Raw genomic sequence first — 19,407 nt, 5'->3', positions numbered from 1 at the left:
CCGGCTGTCAGTGCAGGCCGCGAAACTCTGAAGTGATCACCGATGGGGGGAGGGCGGATGGCGTTCCGGGCCGTGCACGCCGAGTGGGGAACCGTGTTCGCGCACCTGCCGGATCTGGGGTGCGGGCAGGCGTGGGAGGCGGTGTGGAAGGTCAGGCCGGCGGCGCCGATCTCCTGTGCCGAGTGCGGGCATTCGATGTACGCGAAGACCTCCGAGCGGGGCCTGCGGTTCTTCGCGCACGCGCCGCACGCCCCCGACTGCGAGATCGCCCGCCAGGGCGAGTCCGAGGCCCACCACCTCCTCAAGCTGGAGCTGGCCGGCGCGGCCCGGCAGGCCGGAGCACACGTCGAGTTGGAGGTCCGGGCGCCGGACGGCTCCTGGCGGGCCGACGTACTGGCCGGCGATCCGGCCGGAACGTGGCACATGGCCCTGGAAGCCCAGCTCTCTCCGATCACCGCTGCGGAGATCACAGGCCGCACGGAGCGGATGGACGCACATGACGTGACCTGCTGCTGGTTCAGCGACCGTCCCCGCCCGCCCTGGCTCGGCGCGGTCCCCTCGGTCCGGCTGGTCGCTGCGGAGGGCGGCATCGCGGTCGCCGAGGGCCTGGTGAAGTTCACCGGTTCCGCCTGGGAGCCGGCACCCCAGGTACCCCTCGCCGACTTCCTGCGCTGGGTGTTCACCTGCCGGATCGGCCCGCACCCCCCGCGGGCGCGGCTGCGCCATCCGCAGCGGCAGCTCGCCCAGGTCTGGACGGCTCCGCAGTACATCGCCGCCGAGGACGTCTACCTGTGGCAGGAAGAGGAGCGGCAGCGCCAGGACGAGGAGAAGCGGGCGCGGCTCAGGGAGAAGGCGGCGCGCAGGCGGGCCGACATCGACCGGAAGAACGCCGCCTCGCGCCGGGCCGCGCTGGAGCGGGCGGCGTCCGCCGAGGCGTACGTACGCCGGACGGACCTCGGGCCCACCGGGCAGGCGCTGCACGAGAAGCTGATGCGCCGGCCGGGCGTGGACGGGGCGATCCGGTACCTGGCCCGTGAACACCAGGTCCCGGTGACGGTCGGGATGAGCGCTGCCGAGCTGCGGTGGGGCGGTGGGACACCCCTGATCGGCCCGGACGGCACCCCGGTCGCGGTGCTGTCCCCGGTGCCACGACTCGTACGAGGGGAGGCGTTCCGGCTGCTGGCGGGGATGCTGCTGCTGTTCGAAACCGCCGCCGAGCAGCAGCGTTTCGACCGCAGCACCCGCCGCCGCAAGGTCCCCGTCGACGGCTGGCGGATGGAGCACCTCCGGGCGGCGCCCACAGCTCCCGCGGACACGGCGGACACGGCGGTGGTACCCGCGCCCCGGAAGGCGGGTCCAGGCCGGCCGCGTCCGACGGGCGGGCCGTGCTCCTGCGCGGACCCGGAGCTGACCGCGGTCATCCTGGGCCAGATCCACCCGGCGGAGCCCGCCCGGCAGATGACCCCCGCCAGCGCCGTCTACACCGCCTCCTGCCGTTCCTGCGGGGGCACCTACGACAGGCCCTGGCGCCGCCGCACCACCTGACCTCGCGGAGGACGAGGCCGGTCACCCGACAGCCTTGTCGGCCGCCCTACGGGCGGGCCAGGTCCGTCCTCGTCACGATGCCCCGCAGCGGCCCGTTCTCAGACCTCGATGTACGCCACGACCACGATGGTGCGCAGGGCGGTGACGAAGTACAGGACGCGGACGCCTTCGAGTTCGTCGGCGTACTGGCGCAGCCGGGGGCCGGCGCTGTCGGCGGGTATCGGCTCGCCGGCCTCGGGGTCGACGGAGATGACGACCAGGGCGCGGTCCAGGGCGTGGATCTCGGCCTCGCCGGTCAGGTCCTCCAGCTGCTTGGCGGCGGAGTCGGAGAAGGCGATGCGGGCGCGGCGCGGGGCCATCAGGCGACGGCCGGGCGCTGCGCGGCGAGGCGGCCGAGGTGGGCCTCGCGGAGCTCTTCCCAGGGCGTGCAGTCCTCCACCGCGGGCAGACCGTTGGTGGCGATGTCCTCCAGGACGCCGGCGAACCGGTCCGCGTCGGCCCGGGTCTTGGCCGCGTACGCGCGCACGGCGTCCGCGGCGGCGGGCTCCAGCTGTTGCCGGGCGGCGGTGTCGGCGAGGGCCGGCTGTTCGCTCATCGATGGCTCCAGAGACGCGGAACTGGCGTGTCCCACCACAGTATCGCCCGGTGCGCGAGCCGGGATCCGCTCTGCCGGATCCGGTTCGGTACGCCGTGGATACGGTCAGGTGCGCCCAGGATGTCCCGTGCCGCTCCGGCACGGCAGACGCCCTTGCCGTCGGCAGTCACCCCACGGGCAGCACTTCCGGTGACCGCGTCCGGAAACGGCGAGGCCCCCGCGGCCGGCCCGGTGCCGGGGCGGGGGCTTCCGTCGTAGGGCTGGTTCTGCGCGGCCCGGAGCGGTGATGCCGAACGCCTTGCCGGGCTTCGGCGTCCACGCGTTTGCACGGGATGCCGAACGAACGTGCGGCGTCCCGTGAGTTGGAGGGACTGTCAGTGCGCGACGCCGACCAGGACTGGCACCGGCCTGTTTGCCTGGGTCATGCCCCCAGGTCCTCCGTCACGGGCAGGCACTCGGCGAGCAGGTCGACGACGTCGCGCCAGGCTCGCTGCGCGTGCTGTCGGTGGTAGCCGACGCCGGGGACCACGGGGTGGTCGACCGTCGGGTGGTGGAAGGCGTGCAAGGCTCCGCCGTAGACCGCGAGGCGCCAGTCGACGCCCGCGGCCTGCATCTCAGCGGTGAACGCGTTCCGTTGCGCGGGCGGCATGATCGGGTCTTCCGACCCGACCCCGGCCCACACCGGGCAGCGAATGCGCGCCGCCTCGCCCGGTCGGCCCGTGGTGGTCGCGTTGACTGTCCCGATCGCGCGCAGGTCGACGCCGTCGCGCCCGAGTTCCAGCGCGATGGCGCCCCCGGTGCCGTAGCCGACGGCGGCGATCCGGTCGGGGTCGGTCCGCGGTTCGGCGCGCAGCACGTCGAGCGCCGCGTGGCCGATGCCCCGCATCCGGTCGGGATCAGCGAGCAGGGGCATGCAACGGTCCAGCATCTCCTCGGGGTCACCCAAATAGCGCCCGCCGTGAAGGTCGAAGGCCAGCGCCACATACCCCAGCTCGGCGAGAGCATCGGCCCGGCGGCGCTCGACGTCGCTGAGCCCCATGCCCTCTGGTCCGAGCAGCACCGCGGGCCGGCGGTCGACACCGGCCGGGAGCGCGAGGTACCCGATCATCGTCAGACCGTCGGCCGGGTACTCGACCGTGCGCGCCGTAATCTTCGTCATGATGGGACTGTAGTGATCGTCGAGCCCGGTCCGGCCGGTGTTCTGCCGCCGGCAGAACAGCACGGGTGCCCCTCTGGAATACGGGACGGGCCCGGCACTCGGCTCACCCTGCCGGGCGAGACCGGGCTGCGCCAGGATCGCAGGCTCTGGGCGGTCTCTTGCAGGGGTGAGCAGGCGAAGCGGACGGAAGCGAGGTCGTCCACGTCGAGTCGGAGGCTCAACATTCGGGCCAGGCTGAATCTCTTGGCCTGCCGGTGATCAGCTGATGAGATCCGGCTCATGACTGCTTCTGCTTCGGGACCGGCTCCGTTGACGGCGACGTACGACCGCATCGGGATCGGGTACCAGAACATCCGCCGGGCCGATCCCCGCCTGGCCGCCCTGATTCACCGGTCGCTGGGCGGGGCTCGCACGGTCGTCAACATTGGCGCGGGTACCGGCTCCTACGAGCCGGAGGACATCGAGGTCACCGCCGTCGACCCGTCACAGGTGATGCTCGATCAGCATCCGGGCAGCAGGAAGGTCCTGGCCGGAGCGGAGGACCTGCCCTTCGAGGACGGCGCGTTCGATGCCGCGATGGCGGTGATGACGGTGCAGCACTGGCCCGACCTGCGGCGTGGACTCGCCGAGATGCGCCGGGTCTCTCGTCGGCAGGTCCTCTTCACCTTCGATCCGTACCATCTGCCCGAGCTGTGGCTGATCGAGGATTACCTTCCGGAGCTCCGCGAGTTCGAACAGGCCCGCTTCACACCCCTGTCCACCGTGGTGGAAGCACTGGAAGCGCACACGGTGCTTCCCTTCCCCATCCCGCACGACTTCACCGACGGCTTCCAGATCGCGTACTGGCGGCGTCCGGAGCACTTCCTGGATCCCGTTGTCCGACAGGCGAGTTCCACCTTCGCCCAGATGCCCGCGTCGGTGGTCGAGCCGGCGATCGAGCGGCTGCGCGCGGACCTGGCTTCGGGGGCCTGGCACCGCCGACATGCCGACCTGCTGGGGCAGGACTCTGTCGACTACGGCTATCGCGTGCTCATCGCGGGGCGGTGATTCCGGCACGGTGCGGCGTATGGGGTGGGTAGCCTCCCCGGCGTCGCCACCGGATCCCCGGGCAGCGCCGGTTGCCGTGGGCCGGCAGCCGGTCCGCGAGGCCCTGGCCGCCGGACCCGCCCGGACGGTGCGTCAGACCACGGCGAGCCGGTCCACGAGCAACTCCACCCTCCGCTCGGCGTCACCCGGCGGCAGCCGTCCCGCCCGGGTCAGGGTCGCCAGCCCGTGCAGGGACGCCCAGAACACCTCGGTGAACAACGCCGGGTGGACGCCGTCCCCGGCGACCTCGCCGAGGCTCTCCAGCAGGGCGGCGAAGGCGTCCTTCAGAGGCTCCGGGGTGTCCTCCTTCGCGAACGCCAGGCCGCCGTCGAGCTGGAACATGGCGTCGTAGACCGCCGGGTTCCGTTCGGCGAAGCCGAGGTAGGCGCGGGCGAGGGAGGCGACCCGGGCGCGCGGGCCGTCCGTGGTGGAGGCCGCGGCCCGCAGCGCCGCGGCCATCTCGGCGGCGCCTTCGAGGGCGACGGCACCGATGATCTCGCGCTTGCCGCGGAAGTGGCCGTAGAGGACGGGCTGGCTGTACTCGATGCGCTCGGCGAGCCGGCGGGTGGTGACCGCGTCCCAGCCCTGCTGCTCGGCGAGTTCACGGGCCGTCGCCACGATGAGGCGCTCGCGGCCCGCCCGCTCGCGCTCCTTGCGTTCCTGTACCGACATGATCCGATCCTAGCACCGCTAGACATACGAGCGGCAGTAGTACTAGCGTTGCCTCATCATCTAGCAACGCTAGATCCCAGGAGGGGTCATCATGCTCCATGCACTTGAGGTCTTCACCACCGTGGCGGTCGGCGTGATGGTGGGAGTGGAGTTCTCCGTCGCCTTCTTCGTCAACCCGATCCTCGACGGCCTCCCCGGGGACAACGGCCTGCGCGGCCGCACCCACGGGGCCCGGCTGCTGGGCGCCGTGATGCCGTTCTGGTACATCGGCTCGCTCGTCCTCGCCGCCGTCTGGGCCGTCGCCGGACGCGACCACCACGGCGCCGGCCTCGTCGTCACCGCCGCCGCGTTGCTGATCCTCAGTGTGGTCATGTCGATCCTGCTGCTCGTCCCGATCAACAACCGGGTCAAGACGTGGACCGCCGACGGCCTGCCGGCCGACTGGAAGCAGCAGATGAACCGCTGGGACCGCTTCCACTACGTCCGGGTCGCCGTGATCATCGCGGCCTTCACCCTGCTGGTCACCGCCCTCGCCTGAGCCCGCGGGCCACTGGGCCGTCAGCGCCTCAGCGGCCGCAGGGCCGCTTTCCGCGCAGCCCGACCGGTACCCGGTACCCGGTACCCGCGTGCACGGCGGCAGGCTATGCGCCCTTGCGGAACAGGCGGTTGAAGAGGAGGCCCACGCCGGGCTCCCAGGTGGGGCCCGGGGGCACGGCGATGCCCACCTCCTCGGCCAGTTTCCGCAGGTGGACGTCGACGGCGGCCTCCACCAGCCCGGCGTGCACCGCGGCCGCCCCCCGGCCGCGCCGCCAGGCGACGAGGCCGGCGGCGGCGCCCCCCACGGCGGCCGGCCACCAGAAGCAGCCGAGCACCACGTAGCAGCAGGCCCACACCGATCCGGCCACCTCGGCGTCGAACCGGGCCCGCGTGGACCGCAGCTCCGCCCTGACCTCCTCCGGCAGCACCAGCCACAGCCCGGGCCAGCAGGCGGCCAGGTCGATGCCGTACTGGCCCCGCAGGCGGCTCTCCACCCCGGCGAACCGGTCGCCGGTGTACGTGGGCCGGGCCGGTGAGGAGAGCCCCATCCGGTCACGGCGGGCGGTGAGGTCCGCGATCCGTCGCCGTTGCGCGTCGTCGCGGTCGTACGGCGGGTTGTCGCCGCGGATCCCGTCGATCTGCCGCTGCAGGTCTCCCCAGAGCCCCGCCCGGCGTGCGGTCACCCGCCGGGCCAGCCGGCGGGCCGGTCGTGGCCAGTCCCCCGTCCAGACCCGTACGGCGCCCTCGCTGCACACGCGGACGGACATCCCCATGGCCACGGCCACGAGGAAGGTCACCGCCACCGCCGCGACCTGCCCCACGACCGGCCAGTGCGCCACCGTCGTCGCCCAGTGTCCGGCCTCCTCGATCAGGAGACCGGCGTCGAGGGCACGGCCCTGGCCGAGCACGGCGGCGCAGGTGCTCGCCCCGACGAAGAGCAGCCCGGGCAGCGCCAGGGCGGACACCCACTTCTCGGCCAGTTTCTCGCCGAGTTGGTCGAGTACGGGGGGCATCCGCTCACGCCTCCAGGACGCGCAGCGGCTGGTCCCGCAGCCGGCAGCGCCCGCCGGCCGGTACGGCACCGCCCGGCTGCCGGATCTGCCTCAGGCCGCACCAGCCGTCGGGGCACAGGTAGACCTCACCGGCGGGGTGCGGTACCGGTCCGGGAACGCCGCCCTCGCCCTCCCCGCGCGTCGTGCCCGTGGCGCCGGTCAGTACGTGTTCCGGGATGCCCAGTCCGGCGATCGCCTGCCGTACGGTCGTCGTACCGGCGCGGACGGCCTGCGCGGCGGAGCGGAGTTCGTCGCCCCGGCCTTCGGACGCCATGACGTCGTCCAACCATGACATCGCCGCGCAGAACGCCGCGCGCAGCGAACGGTCCTCTTCCTGCATGGCCCTTCTCCCGTTCGTCGTCACGGTCCGCTGTGGATGACCGACGCCCAGAACAGCGGGTCGTCGTAGTCGCCGTGGGCGCGCAGCTCGGCGACCGCCCGGTGCAGGGCGTACGCCGGCCCGGGGCCGTCCGGTGCCGCGAGGTTCCGGTAGACCGCGCGGGCCAGGAGCGGCCCCATGGCGTCCTGGACCGTCCACAGGCTTCCGATCACGTGCCGGTAGCCGCACAGCTGGAACGCGGATGCCACGGAGATGACTTCGTCGGCCAGCTCCTCCCCGGCGGCCGCGCTGTGGCAGGCGGACAGGTACGCGAACTCCGCGTTCGGCAGCCGCTCGGTGGCCAGTGCGCGCAGGGTCAGCTCGCCGCCGGACAGCAGGAGCCGGCTGTGCGAGGGGTCGCCCGGGTCCCGTACGCCGTGACAGGCCAGGTGGGCGTGGGTGTGCGTGCGCAGCGCGGCGAGCACGGCGTCGGGTGTGGCCTCGGTGTCCCGCAGCCGCTGTCGGCGCCCCGGCATTCCGCTCGCCGCCTTCAGCTCGTCGTCCAGGGCTGCCAGGCGCGGGTACGCCTGACCGGCGGCGTCGACGGCGACGGTCAGGAGCGAGGCCCGGTCGGGGGACGGGGCCGGCCGGGAGCGCGCGTGCAGCAGGGAGCCGAGGGTCGGGACGTACGAGGAGACGACCCGGTCCTGGACGTACGCGCCGTCCTGGTCGAGGAGGGCCGCGTGCAGCGGCAGCAGGGACAGCACCCCCGTCGGGCACCACCACAGCCGTGGCAGGGGGTCGCCGGGGCGCGGGTTCCCCCTGAGGCCCAGCCGGTCGAGGACGGGGCCGGCGATGTGTACGCCCAGCCATCGCAGGGTGTCCTTCATGGCGCGGTCCTGCAGGTAGCGCTCCGGGCCGGGGGTCGCCCGGTCGACGAGCGCGGCGACGGCGGTGTGGAAGGCCTCGGCACGGGCGGCGATGTCGTCCGCCGTGACCTGCAGTGGCAGATGGTCCAGGGTCACCGCGCCGCCGTCGGTGGAGGGAGTCAGCAGCAGGGCGAAGCAGGCCGGCGGCGACACATTGATCACGACGACCGGCCCCTGCGCCGCCGCCTCGCGCAACTTCTGCCAGGCGGGAGGCTGTTGGAAATCCTCGAAGTCGGTCAGGGCCCGGATCTCCTCCACCAGCGAGTCGAAGTCGCCCGCCGACTTCCGGCGCTGCCGTGGGCTGCGGTGTGATGCCACCAGCTCGGCGCAGACCCGCTCGAAGCGGTCGGCGAGCCCGGAGTCCGCAACCCTGAGGTCGTCGTGCCGGCCGCGCAGCTCCAGTGCCTGGGCCAGCAGGACGCCACGTCCCTGTTCCAGCCGGACGAGCGCCTCCCGCACCTCTCCGGCCCTGATCGATACGGCCGCGGCCACGGTGGCGAGGGAAGGCAGCTCGCGCAACCGTGCTTCCTGCGACTCACGGCCGAGCGCACGGCCTGTCAGCTTGGGCACGAGATCGCTCAGCGCCAGGTCGAAGGCGGTGCGGGACCTTTCCAGGGCGCCCAGTTCGGCGGCTCCCATGCCCCACAGGGCGGCGCAGTGCAGCCGACTGCGGATGTCCTGGGCGGGCGCCAGCGCGGTGGCCTCGTACTGGTCGACCGCGTCGGCCAGGTCCTCGATGTCGCCCAGTAGCCGGGCCCGTGCGTGCAGGACGTGCCCCAGTTCCAGCCGGGCCATCAGCTGGTTGGGGCCGGCGTCCGAAGGGTCCCCGGCGAGCGGCCTGAGAAGCCTCTCGGCCGCGTGGAGGTCGCCGGGCTCCTCGGTGTGCGTCCCGCGTTCCGACAGGGCCACGGCCAGCTTGACCGCCATCACGGGGTGGTCGTGCTGGGACGGCGGTGTGGCCGACACCGCGAACGTCAGATCGTCGATGGCCTGCGTGATGTCGGCGAGGTCGTGGTGGCGGCCGAACCGTGCGGTCAGGACCGCGGCCCGGTTGGTGAGCCGCTGGGCGTGGTGGGGAGAGGCGGCCGCCCGTGCGCCGGCGGGATGGTGGACGGCTTCCGCGGCGGCTTCGAGGTCGGCGGCCTGCCCGAAGGTCTGGTACCGGTCCAGACGGGCCAGGCCCAGGAAGGAGGACGTCGCGGCAAGCGTCTCGTCGTCCAACCCTGCGTTGTCGGGGGTGGTCCCGAGAACGTTTTCGAGGACGGCGATCGACGCGTCGAGGTCGGCGATCTCGCCGATGAGCTCGAAGCGCATCCGCAGTACCTGCCCCAGTTCGGCGCGGCGCCGGCTGCGGTACGGCTCTTCTGCCCGCGGCGCGTCGACGGCCGCGCGCAGCATGTCGACGGCCCGGTCGAGCCGCTCCCGGCTGCCGTCCCGCATGTATGCGCTGACCTCGGCTTCCGGGCTGCCGTCCGGATGCTCGGCCGGCGGCTCTTCGGCCAGCGCCTGCCTGAGCCCGGCCAGCATCCCGGGGCGGAAGGGGTCGCCGTCGGGCAGGGCGGCGAGGGCCCGGCGCATGTGGTCGAGCCCCGCCCGCCGGTACTTCCCCGGCTCGCCGGCGACACCGGCCATCGCCAGTACGGCCGAGCCCAGGTTGAAGGTGATGTGGGGCTCGGACGGCGTGCCCTCGGCCTCCTGCCGCGCCCAGAGGAGGCACACGGTGGACGCGGTGATGCCTTGCTCGTGGCCCTCCTCGACGCTGCCCAGGAACAGGGCGACGCCCACGGCGTGCACGATCTCGTACACGGGAGCCACTCCCCGCGGATCCCGCTCGTGCAGCTCGCGCAGGTGCTCGGGCACGAGCTCGGGCCGGACCGCGTGCACGACGTCGAAGAGGAACCGGGTGGCGTTCAGGTTCCACTCGCGCTGCTCCTCGGGCAGGTGGCGGGACCGGGCGAGGTAGTAGCAGGCGGCCAGGTAGACCTCGTCGAAGGCGAGGTCCCCGGCCGCGCCGGTCTGGTCCGGCGTCAGCCGGTCGCGCACGTCGTAGAGCGTCATGGCGACGTTGTAGTGCGTGCGGCCGGCCAGCACGCTGTCGCGCGTGTCGGACGACCACGGCACGGGTCCCTCCGGATCCGACATCGCCTGACGAACCGCGGCACGCAGACCCGGATGTAACGCCATTGCCGTTCCCCCGATCACCCGCCCGCATCGGCTCCTGCGGTGACGGCAAACGGTAGCGAGCATGGGGCTGGGGAGGGGCCCGAATGCTGAAAAATCTCCCTTCGAACGCTCTTCGAGAGGCCCGGCCGGCGGGCGCTCCGCCCCCCGGCGGCACCGGTCACGCCGGTGCGGGCCCCGTCCGCCCGGGACCGGCCCGCGGGGTCCACCACCCACCCGTCACCGGATTCCGCGTCGGCGCTTCATGTACGAGGAGGTCACGGCCGTCATCAGCACGGGTATGGCGGCGAGCGGGGCGAAGAGGAGGGCCCAGACGACCCGGGCCGGACCGTTCGAGAGGTACGTGTGGCTCTCGACGGTCAGGGCGACCACAACCTGCCACAGCGTCACCGCGACCAGGACGGCTGCGGCGGTGCAGGCCGTCACGGCAAGAGTCCGGGAGCGCAGCAGCCGCGGGCGGTCGCTCACGAGCAGGAGCGGGAAGAGGGCGGCCAGTTCGGCGAGGACGGACAGACCGACGACGTACGCGATGCCCCACCCCGGGATGGCGTAGACGTCCCGCAGGACCTCGTCGCTGTAGCCGACGTAGACCCCGGACGCCATGGCGATGCGCCACAGGCCGGACGGGAGGGCACACAGGGCGATGGCATGGGCGGCACGGCGGGCCCAGACCGGCGCGGCCGCGGGAGCACTCGGAATGTCGGTTGTCGTCATGTCCAGATGCTGCCTGCGGGCATGCCGGTCTCGCGTCGCCCGGCAGGACGACGCCCGGCCTCGGCCGGCTCATCCCCGAGCCGACGAACCGTCCCCCGGAAGAATGACCGGCACCGATGCGAGGGCGGCGCGCAGCGCCGCGTTGAAGCGCTCGGGCTGGTCCTGCTGGGACATGTGGCCCGCGTCCTCGATCACGGTGAGCCGGGCCCCCGGGATCAGTGCCGCGCACTCCCGCGGCACCTCCGGCGGGACCTCGGTGTCCCGTTCGCCGTGGAGGAAGTGGACCGGCACCCGGATCCCGCCCAGGCGGGGGCGCGGGTCGTAGTCCGCCTGGTCGGCAACGAGCCGGTCGATGAGGGGGGTGGAGTCCAGGAGCCGGCGTACCGTCCGGTCGATCACGGCCCTGTCCGTCCCAGGCCGGTACCAGTGCGGCACGAAGGCGGCCAGCGCGCGGGCCCGGTCCGTCCGCAGGCCGGCCAGCAGTTCGGCCATCGCCTCCCGCATGCCGTCCGCCGCGAAGTGGTGCACCCCCGCGTCGACCGGGATCACGGCACCGATCCGCCGCGGCGCCGCCAGCGCGGCCTCCAGTACGAACGCCCCGGCGATCGACGAGCCGATCAGCACCGGCGCATCGAGTTCCAGCGCGTCCAGGAACTCCAGGGTGTCGTGGGTGACATCGGCGATGGTGTAACCGGTCGTGGGCCGCTCGGACCGGCCGCACCCGCGCCAGTCGACGGTGATCACGCGGTGGTCGCGGCCCAGGTCGGCGGTCTGTGCGTCCCACACGCGGCCACTGGTGCCCCAGCCGTGCAGGAAGACCAGGGGGCGTCCGGCGCCGTGGTCCTCGTAGGAGAGGCCGGTTCCGTTGACGTGCGCGACCGGCATGACGGTCCCTTTCCGTTGTGCGGCCCGGTGTCCCGGCGCCGTTCGTGAGGCCGGAGGCCATTCCAGTCGGGGAGGGCGTTCCGTCCAACGCCTGATCCGTACCTAGACTCATCGATGATCGCGATGAATCGGCAGGAGGGCGGGAGGTACGCGTGGAGCTGCGCCAGGTCCGGTATTTCGCGGCGGTGGCCGAGGAACTGCACTTCGGGCGCGCCGCCGAGCGGCTGCACATCGGCCAGCCGACCGTCAGCCAGCAGATCCGCCGGCTGGAGCGGGAGTTCGGCCTGGAGCTGTTCGACCGCACGACGCGTACGGTGACGCTGACCCGCGCCGGGCAGGTGTTCCTGCCGTACGCACGCGCCCTGCTGGACACCGGACGGGCCGCATCCGGGGCGATGGCCGGGTTGCGCACGGAGCGGGACGCCACGCTGCGGGTGGGTACCGGCACCGGCCTGGGCCGCCGGCTCGGGGAACTGCTGTCCGACCTCGCCGAGCGCGCGCCCGCCCTCCTGGTGGAACTGGTCGGCGTGCCCCTGACGACGCGTCTGGGGCAGGTCCGGGACGGGGAGCTGGACGCGGCCTTCGTGCGGGGCGCGGATCCCCGGCCCGGCCTGGAACTGCTGCCGCTGTGGGAGGAGGAGCTCGTCGCCGCCCTCCCCGCGCGCCATCCACTGGCCGCGGGGGCCGACGTGGACCTGGCGGACCTCACGGGCCCGGCCGGGCTGCCCCTGCGGATCGCCGCGCGCGAGGAGAACCCGCCGCTGGTGGACGCCGTCACCGCGGCCTGCCGGGCGGCGGGCTTCGAGCCGGTCCCGGGGCCGCCGTTCACCAACGACCAGGACACCCTGGCCGCCATCGCCGCGGGCCGCCCCACCTGGACCGTCTACTACGCCGCCCAGGCCGCGATCCAGCCGGCCCCCGGGGTCGCCTTCCGCCCCTTCACCACCCCCGCACCGACCGTCCCGACCTCCCTCGCCGTCCGGCCCGGCCCCCCGTCCCGCGACCTCGCCGCCCTGCTGGACGCCTGCCACCGCCTCGACGCGGGCGACCGCGGGTAAGGCCCCGCGGAACGCGGAATGCGGGTGTCCTGCCGGGTCGCGCCCGCGCCGCAGCGGGCGGGTCGGCAGCGGGCCGCCGGCACCGGGGCTGCGAGCGCTCGTGGCCGTGACCCTGCTCCTGGAGTTCGGCGCGGCACGGAGCCGGTCATCGGGGAGCGTTCATCCGGGGCTCGTGGAAGTCGGGGTGCCGTCTCCCGCGTCGTGGGTGAGGACGCCGTGGCGGAGCCGGTGGAGCGTCCAGCCCTCCAGCGCGTCGAAGTCATCCGGCCCGGCGAGGGGGTTGGCCAGCAGTCGCGTGCTCTCCTCGAAGATCTGTTCCGCCCGGCGGTAGGACAGTCTGGCGCGGCCGGTCGTCGGGCAGGTGTCGGGAGCCGGGGTGCGGGCGGGGGCCTTGCGGTAGGTGAGGAAGAGCGGGCCGTGGGTGCGTCCGGCGATGAGCCGGGGCAGGAGCCGGGCGGTGCCGGACCGCCAGTGGATCCACTCGGGGGTGCCGCCCTTGGAGACGACCCGGCCGCGCTGGTCGGCGGGCGACAGCTCCTCGACGTTCAGGCACAGGATCTCCTCGGCCCGTGCGGCGCTTTCGTAGAGCAGCCGCCAGAACGTCTTCTCCCGTAAGGACGACTCCAACGCCCACAGGGCGGCGATCTGAGGCTTCGACAGCGCCTTCGTGCGGTTCGGCGGTGCCGGGCGCCGTTCGACCCCGATCGTCGGGTCTGCCTCGATCCAGCCCTGGGCCTGCCACCAGCCGATCGCTTTGCGCGCGATGGACACTTCGCGGTTGACGGTGTCGGCGTCCATCTCGTCCGCCCGCGCCGCCGCGAGTTCGGCGAGTACGGGCGGCAGCCCGGGGTCGTCGACTGCCGCGAGGTCGAAGGGCGGGGGCGTCGCACGGCGGCGGGCCGGCCCGGTCGGGGCTCGTTCGCCGCGCAGCATCCAGCCCCAGGTGGTGAGCGAGATCCGGTAGATCCGTACGGAGGACTCCGAGATGCCCGCGCCGGCGAGGTACCGCTCGACTGCCGACGCGTACGTCCGCGGTGGGACGGGCAGCGGCGGCTCGGCCCGGGGACGCGGCACCCGCGACGCGATCTCGCCCTCGGTCTCTGTCTCGGTCTCGGTCTCGGTCTCCGGCACGGCCGCTCGTTCGATCGCCACCCGTCCGCCCTTCCGGTCCTCTCGCGGTGAATGTGCGCACCCGGCCCCGGGCGAGAATATCGGCGCTGCCGCAGTAAATCCGGTGTTTACTGCGGCAGCCACTGAATACTCACACCAAGTCCGGCTTTCCTTGGCGCACTTGACTGGAAGTCGATCTTAAAGGTGCGCTACTTTCTAAAGGCCCTTTAGCTCAAGGGTTTGACCGCTTGAGCAGTTGACCCGGATACGGGGAGGAAAAGATGGTGGAGCTCGGGATCCTGGCGGCGGCAGCGGTCGGCATCGCGGGGGACTTCCTGGCCGGAGTCCTCCAGAACCTGGCCGCCGGTTCCGTCGCCGACCTGGTGAAGCAGCGCCTGCGGTCCACGGCTGACGGCGCGAGGGTGCTGGAGCGGTTCGAAGAGGCTCCGCAGGATTCCGGGCGGCGGATGGAGGCCGCGAGCCTGCTCGCCACCTCCGCTCAGAGCGACGCCTCGTTCGCGCGGGAACTGGACGACGCGGTGAAGCTCTACCAGCACCACACCAACCAGGGCACCGCCACCTCCGGCTCGTCGCACCACCAGGTGAACATCAACGGCGGAGGCATCAGCGGGAAGAACGCCCAGGTCGCCGGCGGCAACATCGACAGCAGCAGGAAGCGCACCACCCGCATCGGTTTCGGGGCCTTCGCCCTCCTGGCCGTCGTACTCGGCGGCTACGGCGTCACGCAGTGGGTCGGCGGGGACGACGGCGCCGGCCCGGGACCGGTCGACGCGCGTGGTGGCGGCGGCAGCCTCATCTCCGCGCGCAGCGTGGCATCCATCGGGGCGGACCCGGGGGAAGGCGGCGTGAGGGAGACCTGGGACGCGTTCGGCGCTGCGACGAGGGACCGGGACTTCGCTCGCATGTGCGCTTTGTACACCCCGGAGGCGCGGCAGACCCTGGAACAGGCGAACGGAGACTGCACCGCGTACATGGAAACGGCCTCACAGAGCTCCGACGCGGACTTCCTGGCGGACGGTGGGCGCAGAATGCTGGTGAAGAAGGTGCAAGTCAAGGGAAAGGAGGCACAAGTGACCCTGAATCCGCAGGGAAAGCCAGAGGACGTCAGCTATGCCTTCATGGACCGGTTCGTGGACCGTTGGCGGATCTCCGCCAAGGACCACCGCGCCGAATTCCCCGACGAGGAATGACGTAGCGTACTCCCCGGGGTCGAGGCGCGAGGAGAGGCGAGCGGATGGCGGCATCAGGGCGTCGTGAACGGCTACGGGCTCAGATGTCCGCGGAAGTGCGCTCCGCCGCCCGTCAGGTCATCACCCACCAGGGCGTCGAGGCCCTCACGCTGGCCGAGATCGCCCGGCGCGTCGAGGTCACCCCCGCCGCCCTCTACCACCATTTCGAGGGCGGGCTCCCGGAGATCGTGTACCGGGTGGCGGATGACATCGTCGACGATCTGGTGAACGAGCTCCAGGCCGCGGCCCTCTCCCACCCCGCGGACAATTTCGCGATGCGGATGATCGAACCGGTGCGCGTGCTGCGGCATTGGGCCATAACGCACCAGCCCGAATTCAACCTGCTGTTCGGCACACCTGCCACGGCTGCCGGCGACGCTCACCGCGAGCTGACCAGCTCCTGGGTGCGGCGGCTCGCCGGCCTCTGGGGTCCGGTCTTCGTGCAGCTGTGGGCGGACCGCCCGTTCCCGGTCCTCGCCGAGGACGAGATGGATCCGCGCTTGCGGCAGCAGATGCTGGACTACCGGGCGGACACCGGGGTCGACCTTCCCCCCGGCGCGATGGTGGTGATGCTGAGCTGCTGGCGGTCGCTCTACGGCCAGATCGCGCTGGAGGTCTTCGGGCACTTCGCCCCTCTCTTTTCCGACCAGGAGCCCATGTTCGAGCTGCTGATGCAGGAGCTGGTGCGTGGCATGGGCCTCGAAGGGCAGTACGAGCCGCCGACGCGATGAGTCCGCGGCCCGGAACGGACACCGTCGCAGGGGCGAGGCCGAGGAGACGTAGGTCGTGTCTGGCCCCGGGATGCGGCTGTGGATGTGGATGTGGATGCGGTTCGCCGCTCGTGATGAGCGGGCGCCGACACCACCCGTCACAAGGAGGCTGAACGATGTCCACGTGGTTGATCATCTCGGAGGAGACGAGCACGGCCGATGGAGCGGCACCGCATCGGCAGATCAGGCTCGTTCGAACCATCAACGGCAACAAGACCCGGGAACAGGCGCTCGTCGAGTTGTACGACGTGGCCAAGAACCACAAGCCCGACTCGCTGAAGGGCGCGTCGACCGTGGTGGGCCGCGACGGCGACGGAACGTTCTGGGTGCTGGCGAAGAACAGCAGGGGTCAGGCGTCCTGCAACCTCCGCCTCATCGAGCAGATACGCCCCTGAACCACCGTCCCGTCCCGTCCCGTCCCGTCCCGTCCCGTCCCCGACACCTGCCGGCTACGGCAGTCACCCTTCCGCCGTCGAGGGGTTCGCCTCCGCCGGCGGACCGGTCAGCGGTGCCTGGACGTCCTGAGGCGGGCGTTTGCCGACATGGGCCTGCAGCATCCACAGCGTTCCGCGTTCGACGGTGAACTCGATGTCGCACCGGTCGTCGTACCGGTCCTCCAGTCGCTCCATGCAGTCACGCAACCGTGCGTGGGCCCCGGGGGCGAGCTCCGCGAGTCGCCCGAGCGGCACGGTGTCACGCATCCCGGCCACCACGTCATCGCCTTGGGCGTTGGGCAGGTAGCTCCCGTACATGCCCCGCCTGCCGGTGGCCGGGTCCCTCGTGGAGGCGACGCCACAGCCGGAGTCGGGGCCGAGATTGCCGAAGACCATGCTCTGCACGCTCACCGCGACGCCGGGGTCGGGGAGGTGACCACGGCGACGACGGTGACGGCGCCCGTGCGGCCGTGCACGCTCTGCCTTCCACGACGCGAAAGCAGCCAGGACCGCCCGCCGCAGCTGTTCGGCCGGATCCTGCGGGAACTCTTCACCGGTCCGTTCCGCGATCAGGTCCTTGAACGTCTGTACCAGTCTGATGAGGTCCACCACGTCGAGCCGACCGTCGTCGGCCACCGCGTGTTGTCGTTCGACACGGAGAACGACTTCCTCGAAGAGCGATGTGTCGACTCCCATGACCGTGCTGCCGAACATCTGCACCAGGCGACGGTAGGAGTCCCATGCGAACCGCTCACTTCCTGGTGCGACGCCCAGACCGAGGACGGAGAGGTCGTTGAGGCCCACGTCGAGGACCGTCTCCGCCATGCCGGGCGTCGAGGATCCGGCTCCCGTGCGGACGGAGAGCAGCAGGGGATCGCTGACCCGTCCGAGGCGCTTGCCGACGTTCCGTTCCAAGTCCGCCAAGTGGTCCGCCATCTGGCCGGCCAGTTCCGCGGGCGGCTCACCCGTCGCGAGGAAGACGCGGCAGGCTTCGGTGGTGACGGTGAAACCGGGGGGTACGGGGAGCCCCATGCGGGTCATCTCGGCCAGACCGGCGCCCTTGTCGCCCAGCAGTGCGGCCGTGTGCGGGCCGCCCTCGGCGAAGTCGTACACGTACCGCTGCATCGCAGGTGTCCGTCCCTTCCCGTACGGTCGCGGTGGCCGATCGCCCGCTCGTGCCCACCATCGCCCCTCCGGGCACTTCCGGCATGGGCCGGTCGGGCTCCGACGAGGGCCGGTCGGCCCATCCCGACCCGCGGAGCGGCGCCGCAGAATGAAGGCGGATCCGAATGGAGGGCCGTATGCGTACACCGTTCGGTCCGGCGCCGTCTCGCCGGATCTGCACGTGCCCGGCAGGCAGCCGGCCGTGATCGAGAGCCTGGGTCCCGGCGAGCTGGTCGGCTGGTCGTGGATGTTCCAGCCCCTTTTTCCCCCACCGGAGCCCTCGGAGTCCGTCATGCCCGCAACCCGGTACACCGTCAGCGACGTCATGTCGCACACCGCGATCGCCGTCGGCCGCGAGGCGTCGTACAAGGAGATCGTCCAGTTGATGCACCAGTGGAAGGTCAGCGCCCTGCCGGTGCTGGAGGGCGAGGGCCGCGTGGTGGGCGTGGTCTCCGAGGCCGATCTCCTGCCCAAGGAGGAGTACCGGCGCGACGAGCCCCCCAGACACACGGAGCGCCTCGACGAAGCAGCCAAAGCCGGCGCCGTACTGGCCGAGGAACTCATGTCCAGCCCCGCCGTCACCGTCCACCCTGACGCCACCCTCGCCGAAGCCGCGCGCATCATGGCACGCAAGGCCGTCAAACGGCTGCCGGTCGTCAACGGTGTCGGAATGCTCGAAGGCGTCGTGAGCCGCAGTGACCTTCTCACGGTGTTCCTGCGCCCCGATGAGGAGATCGAAGCCGAGGTCCGCCAGCTCGTCCTGGGCGAGCTGCCCCTGCCTGCCCATGTCGGGTTCAGCGTGCTGGAGGGTGTGGTCACCCTCCAGGGACCGCTTCGGGACCGGGCCCTGGTGCCGCTGCTGGCCCGCGCGATCCGGGCGGTCGAAGGTGTGGTGGACGTACGCCTCGCCCTTGACGGGGAGGCCCGCGCGGCGGCCTGATGCCGGCCTGCTGGAGGCTCCCGGCCGCTTTGATGGGGCGGCACGCGCGCCGTTCGCCCCCCGGCGCACACCTGGGCTCGGTGCCGCACCGGTCGCCGTCATGGCCCATGGCTGACCCCACACGAAGGCTCCCGATCGTGTGGTGCGCGGCCCCGAGCCGCTTCTCCGCCTCCTCGCCAGGAGCCGTCAATCGGCTCATGTGCGGGCAGGACGACATGTCGGTCAACGCCCAACGAGCCACAGAGCGGTAGGAGTAGACGGGTGAGACATCGAGAAGTAGGCGAGCTGATGACGCGCGAGGTCGTGACGGTACCGGGGAACGCGCCGTTCAAGGACGTCGTCCGCGCCCTCACCGAGCACCGGGTGTCGGCCGTCGCCGTCGTCGACGGCGCGGGACACGCCCTCGGTGTGGTGTCGGAGGGCGACCTCCTGCCCAAGTCGGCCGGTCAGGGCGACTTCCCGGGCATCCTGCCCGAGCCCGACGCACTGGAGCGCGAGAAGGCGGAGGGCACACGGGCCGAGCAGCTCATGTCGGCTCCCGCCGTGTGCGCCGGATCCGACTGGACGGTCGCCGAAGCGGCCCGCCTCATGGAGGCGCAGGGCGTCAAGCGGCTGCTGGTCGTCGACGGGGCGGACAAACTGGTGGGGATCGTCAGCCGGCGCGACCTCCTGAAGATCTTCCTCCGCGACGACGACGACATCCGCCACGAGATCACCGCAGACGTGCTCGACCGCACCCTGCGCCAGGAGCCCGGTTCCGTCACCGTCGAAGTGACCGACGGCCGGGTCGAACTGCACGGTGCGGTGCAGTTCAAGAGCCTGATCCCGGTGATCGAAAGACTCTGCCGCACCGTCGACGGAGTGGTGGGGGTGACACAGCATCTCTCCTACGCGGTCGACGACATGTGAACCCGCACCGACCGGCAGCTTCCGCGCGGTACCGGCACAGCGGCCCGTCGCGGAGATCTGGGCCGCCCCGGGCACCCGCACCCCACGGTCCCCGTGCC

The 19,407-nt window shown here is 72.2% G+C and carries 19 protein-coding genes and 1 pseudogene; 9 read left to right on the top strand and 11 right to left on the bottom strand.

Annotation, left to right across the window (positions count from 1 at the left end):
* The first annotated feature begins 57 nt into the window (after nucleotides 1-57).
* Complete coding sequence (locus OG295_RS38410; RefSeq protein ID WP_371681480.1) at nucleotides 58-1,545, top strand: competence protein CoiA family protein; 1,488 nt, start codon at nucleotides 58-60, stop codon at nucleotides 1,543-1,545.
* 98 nt (nucleotides 1,546-1,643) lie between these two features.
* On the opposite strand, the gene OG295_RS38405 is transcribed toward OG295_RS38410, so the two are convergent.
* From OG295_RS38405 to OG295_RS38395, 3 genes are all read right to left on the bottom strand, one after another.
* The gene (locus OG295_RS38405) at nucleotides 1,644-1,904 is read right to left on the bottom strand and encodes a hypothetical protein (RefSeq protein WP_331738242.1); all 261 of its coding nucleotides are present in this window, start codon (nucleotides 1,902-1,904) and stop codon (nucleotides 1,644-1,646) included.
* Complete coding sequence (locus tag OG295_RS38400; RefSeq protein ID WP_331738239.1) at nucleotides 1,904-2,140, bottom strand: hypothetical protein; 237 nt, start codon at nucleotides 2,138-2,140, stop codon at nucleotides 1,904-1,906. The genes OG295_RS38405 and OG295_RS38400 overlap by 1 nt, the downstream gene beginning before the upstream one ends.
* 421 nt (nucleotides 2,141-2,561) lie before the next feature.
* Nucleotides 2,562-3,299: a dienelactone hydrolase family protein gene (locus tag OG295_RS38395; protein ID WP_331739000.1), complete on the bottom strand. Its 738-nt coding sequence runs from the start codon at nucleotides 3,297-3,299 to the stop codon at nucleotides 2,562-2,564.
* A gap of 279 nt (nucleotides 3,300-3,578) precedes the next feature.
* Here OG295_RS38395 and OG295_RS38390 point away from each other — a divergent pair, with 279 nt between their 5' ends.
* Complete coding sequence (locus OG295_RS38390; protein WP_331738236.1) at nucleotides 3,579-4,346, top strand: class I SAM-dependent methyltransferase; 768 nt, start codon at nucleotides 3,579-3,581, stop codon at nucleotides 4,344-4,346.
* 132 nt (nucleotides 4,347-4,478) lie between these two features.
* Here OG295_RS38390 and OG295_RS38385 read toward each other — a convergent pair whose 3' ends face one another.
* Nucleotides 4,479-5,057 (bottom strand): TetR/AcrR family transcriptional regulator, encoded by a 579-nt coding sequence (locus tag OG295_RS38385; RefSeq protein WP_331738233.1) that lies wholly within the window; start codon nucleotides 5,055-5,057, stop codon nucleotides 4,479-4,481.
* A 91-nt stretch (nucleotides 5,058-5,148) separates the two neighbouring features.
* Between OG295_RS38385 and OG295_RS38380 the strand changes: the two genes are divergently transcribed.
* Complete coding sequence (locus tag OG295_RS38380; protein WP_331738230.1) at nucleotides 5,149-5,595, top strand: DUF1772 domain-containing protein; 447 nt, start codon at nucleotides 5,149-5,151, stop codon at nucleotides 5,593-5,595.
* A 103-nt stretch (nucleotides 5,596-5,698) separates the two neighbouring features.
* Here OG295_RS38380 and OG295_RS38375 read toward each other — a convergent pair whose 3' ends face one another.
* The 5 genes from OG295_RS38375 to OG295_RS38355 all read right to left on the bottom strand — a co-directional run bounded on the left by OG295_RS38375 (nucleotide 5,699) and on the right by OG295_RS38355 (nucleotide 11,674).
* Nucleotides 5,699-6,607 carry a hypothetical protein gene (locus tag OG295_RS38375; protein WP_331738227.1) on the bottom strand — a complete coding sequence of 303 codons (909 nt, stop codon included), beginning with the start codon at nucleotides 6,605-6,607 and terminating at the stop codon, nucleotides 5,699-5,701.
* A 4-nt stretch (nucleotides 6,608-6,611) separates the two neighbouring features.
* Nucleotides 6,612-6,986 (bottom strand): hypothetical protein, encoded by a 375-nt coding sequence (locus tag OG295_RS38370; RefSeq protein WP_331738224.1) that lies wholly within the window; start codon nucleotides 6,984-6,986, stop codon nucleotides 6,612-6,614.
* 20 nt (nucleotides 6,987-7,006) lie between these two features.
* A complete protein-coding gene (locus tag OG295_RS38365) occupies nucleotides 7,007-10,015 on the bottom strand; it encodes a CHAT domain-containing protein (protein WP_371681479.1) in 3,009 nt (1,002 codons plus the stop codon).
* A gap of 279 nt (nucleotides 10,016-10,294) precedes the next feature.
* Nucleotides 10,295-10,789 (bottom strand): hypothetical protein, encoded by a 495-nt coding sequence (locus tag OG295_RS38360; RefSeq protein WP_331738218.1) that lies wholly within the window; start codon nucleotides 10,787-10,789, stop codon nucleotides 10,295-10,297.
* Between the two features lie 69 nt (nucleotides 10,790-10,858).
* A complete protein-coding gene (locus tag OG295_RS38355; RefSeq protein ID WP_331738216.1) occupies nucleotides 10,859-11,674 on the bottom strand; it encodes an alpha/beta fold hydrolase in 816 nt (271 codons plus the stop codon).
* A gap of 152 nt (nucleotides 11,675-11,826) precedes the next feature.
* On the opposite strand from OG295_RS38355, the gene OG295_RS38350 reads away from it, so the two are divergent.
* Nucleotides 11,827-12,732: a LysR family transcriptional regulator gene (locus OG295_RS38350; protein WP_331738213.1), complete on the top strand. Its 906-nt coding sequence runs from the start codon at nucleotides 11,827-11,829 to the stop codon at nucleotides 12,730-12,732.
* Nucleotides 12,733-12,891: 159 nt separating this feature from the next.
* Here OG295_RS38350 and OG295_RS38345 read toward each other — a convergent pair whose 3' ends face one another.
* Nucleotides 12,892-13,884 carry a tyrosine-type recombinase/integrase gene (locus tag OG295_RS38345; RefSeq protein WP_371681478.1) on the bottom strand — a complete coding sequence of 331 codons (993 nt, stop codon included), beginning with the start codon at nucleotides 13,882-13,884 and terminating at the stop codon, nucleotides 12,892-12,894.
* Nucleotides 13,885-14,123: 239 nt separating this feature from the next.
* Between OG295_RS38345 and OG295_RS38340 the strand changes: the two genes are divergently transcribed.
* The 3 genes from OG295_RS38340 (at nucleotide 14,124) to OG295_RS38330 (ending at nucleotide 16,257) form a co-directional block, all read left to right on the top strand.
* Nucleotides 14,124-15,053, top strand: coding sequence for a hypothetical protein (locus OG295_RS38340; RefSeq protein WP_331738207.1), 930 nt, complete (start codon nucleotides 14,124-14,126; stop codon nucleotides 15,051-15,053).
* 83 nt (nucleotides 15,054-15,136) lie between these two features.
* Entirely contained in the window at nucleotides 15,137-15,823 is a 687-nt protein-coding gene (locus tag OG295_RS38335; protein ID WP_331738204.1) for a TetR/AcrR family transcriptional regulator, read from the top strand.
* A gap of 155 nt (nucleotides 15,824-15,978) precedes the next feature.
* Nucleotides 15,979-16,257 (top strand): hypothetical protein, encoded by a 279-nt coding sequence (locus OG295_RS38330; protein WP_331738201.1) that lies wholly within the window; start codon nucleotides 15,979-15,981, stop codon nucleotides 16,255-16,257.
* A gap of 135 nt (nucleotides 16,258-16,392) precedes the next feature.
* Here OG295_RS38330 and OG295_RS38325 read toward each other — a convergent pair.
* A pseudogene (locus OG295_RS38325) lies at nucleotides 16,393-17,421 on the bottom strand (PEP/pyruvate-binding domain-containing protein); the annotation flags it as partial.
* Nucleotides 17,422-17,752: 331 nt separating this feature from the next.
* Between OG295_RS38325 and OG295_RS38320 the strand changes: the two are divergent.
* Both OG295_RS38320 and OG295_RS38315 read left to right on the top strand, forming a co-directional pair.
* The gene (locus OG295_RS38320; RefSeq protein WP_331738997.1) at nucleotides 17,753-18,400 is read left to right on the top strand and encodes a CBS domain-containing protein; all 648 of its coding nucleotides are present in this window, start codon (nucleotides 17,753-17,755) and stop codon (nucleotides 18,398-18,400) included.
* 261 nt (nucleotides 18,401-18,661) lie between these two features.
* On the top strand, nucleotides 18,662-19,309 hold the full coding sequence (locus tag OG295_RS38315) for a CBS domain-containing protein (protein ID WP_331738198.1): 648 nt from the start codon (nucleotides 18,662-18,664) through the stop codon (nucleotides 19,307-19,309).
* Nucleotides 19,310-19,407: the final 98 nt, after the last annotated feature.

It is taken from the genome of Streptomyces sp. NBC_01276, assembly GCF_041435355.1.
Lineage (GTDB): Bacteria > Actinomycetota > Actinomycetes > Streptomycetales > Streptomycetaceae > Streptomyces.
The sequence above is the reverse complement of the archived record's forward strand: the minus strand, read 5'-3'. Positions and strand labels throughout refer to the sequence as shown.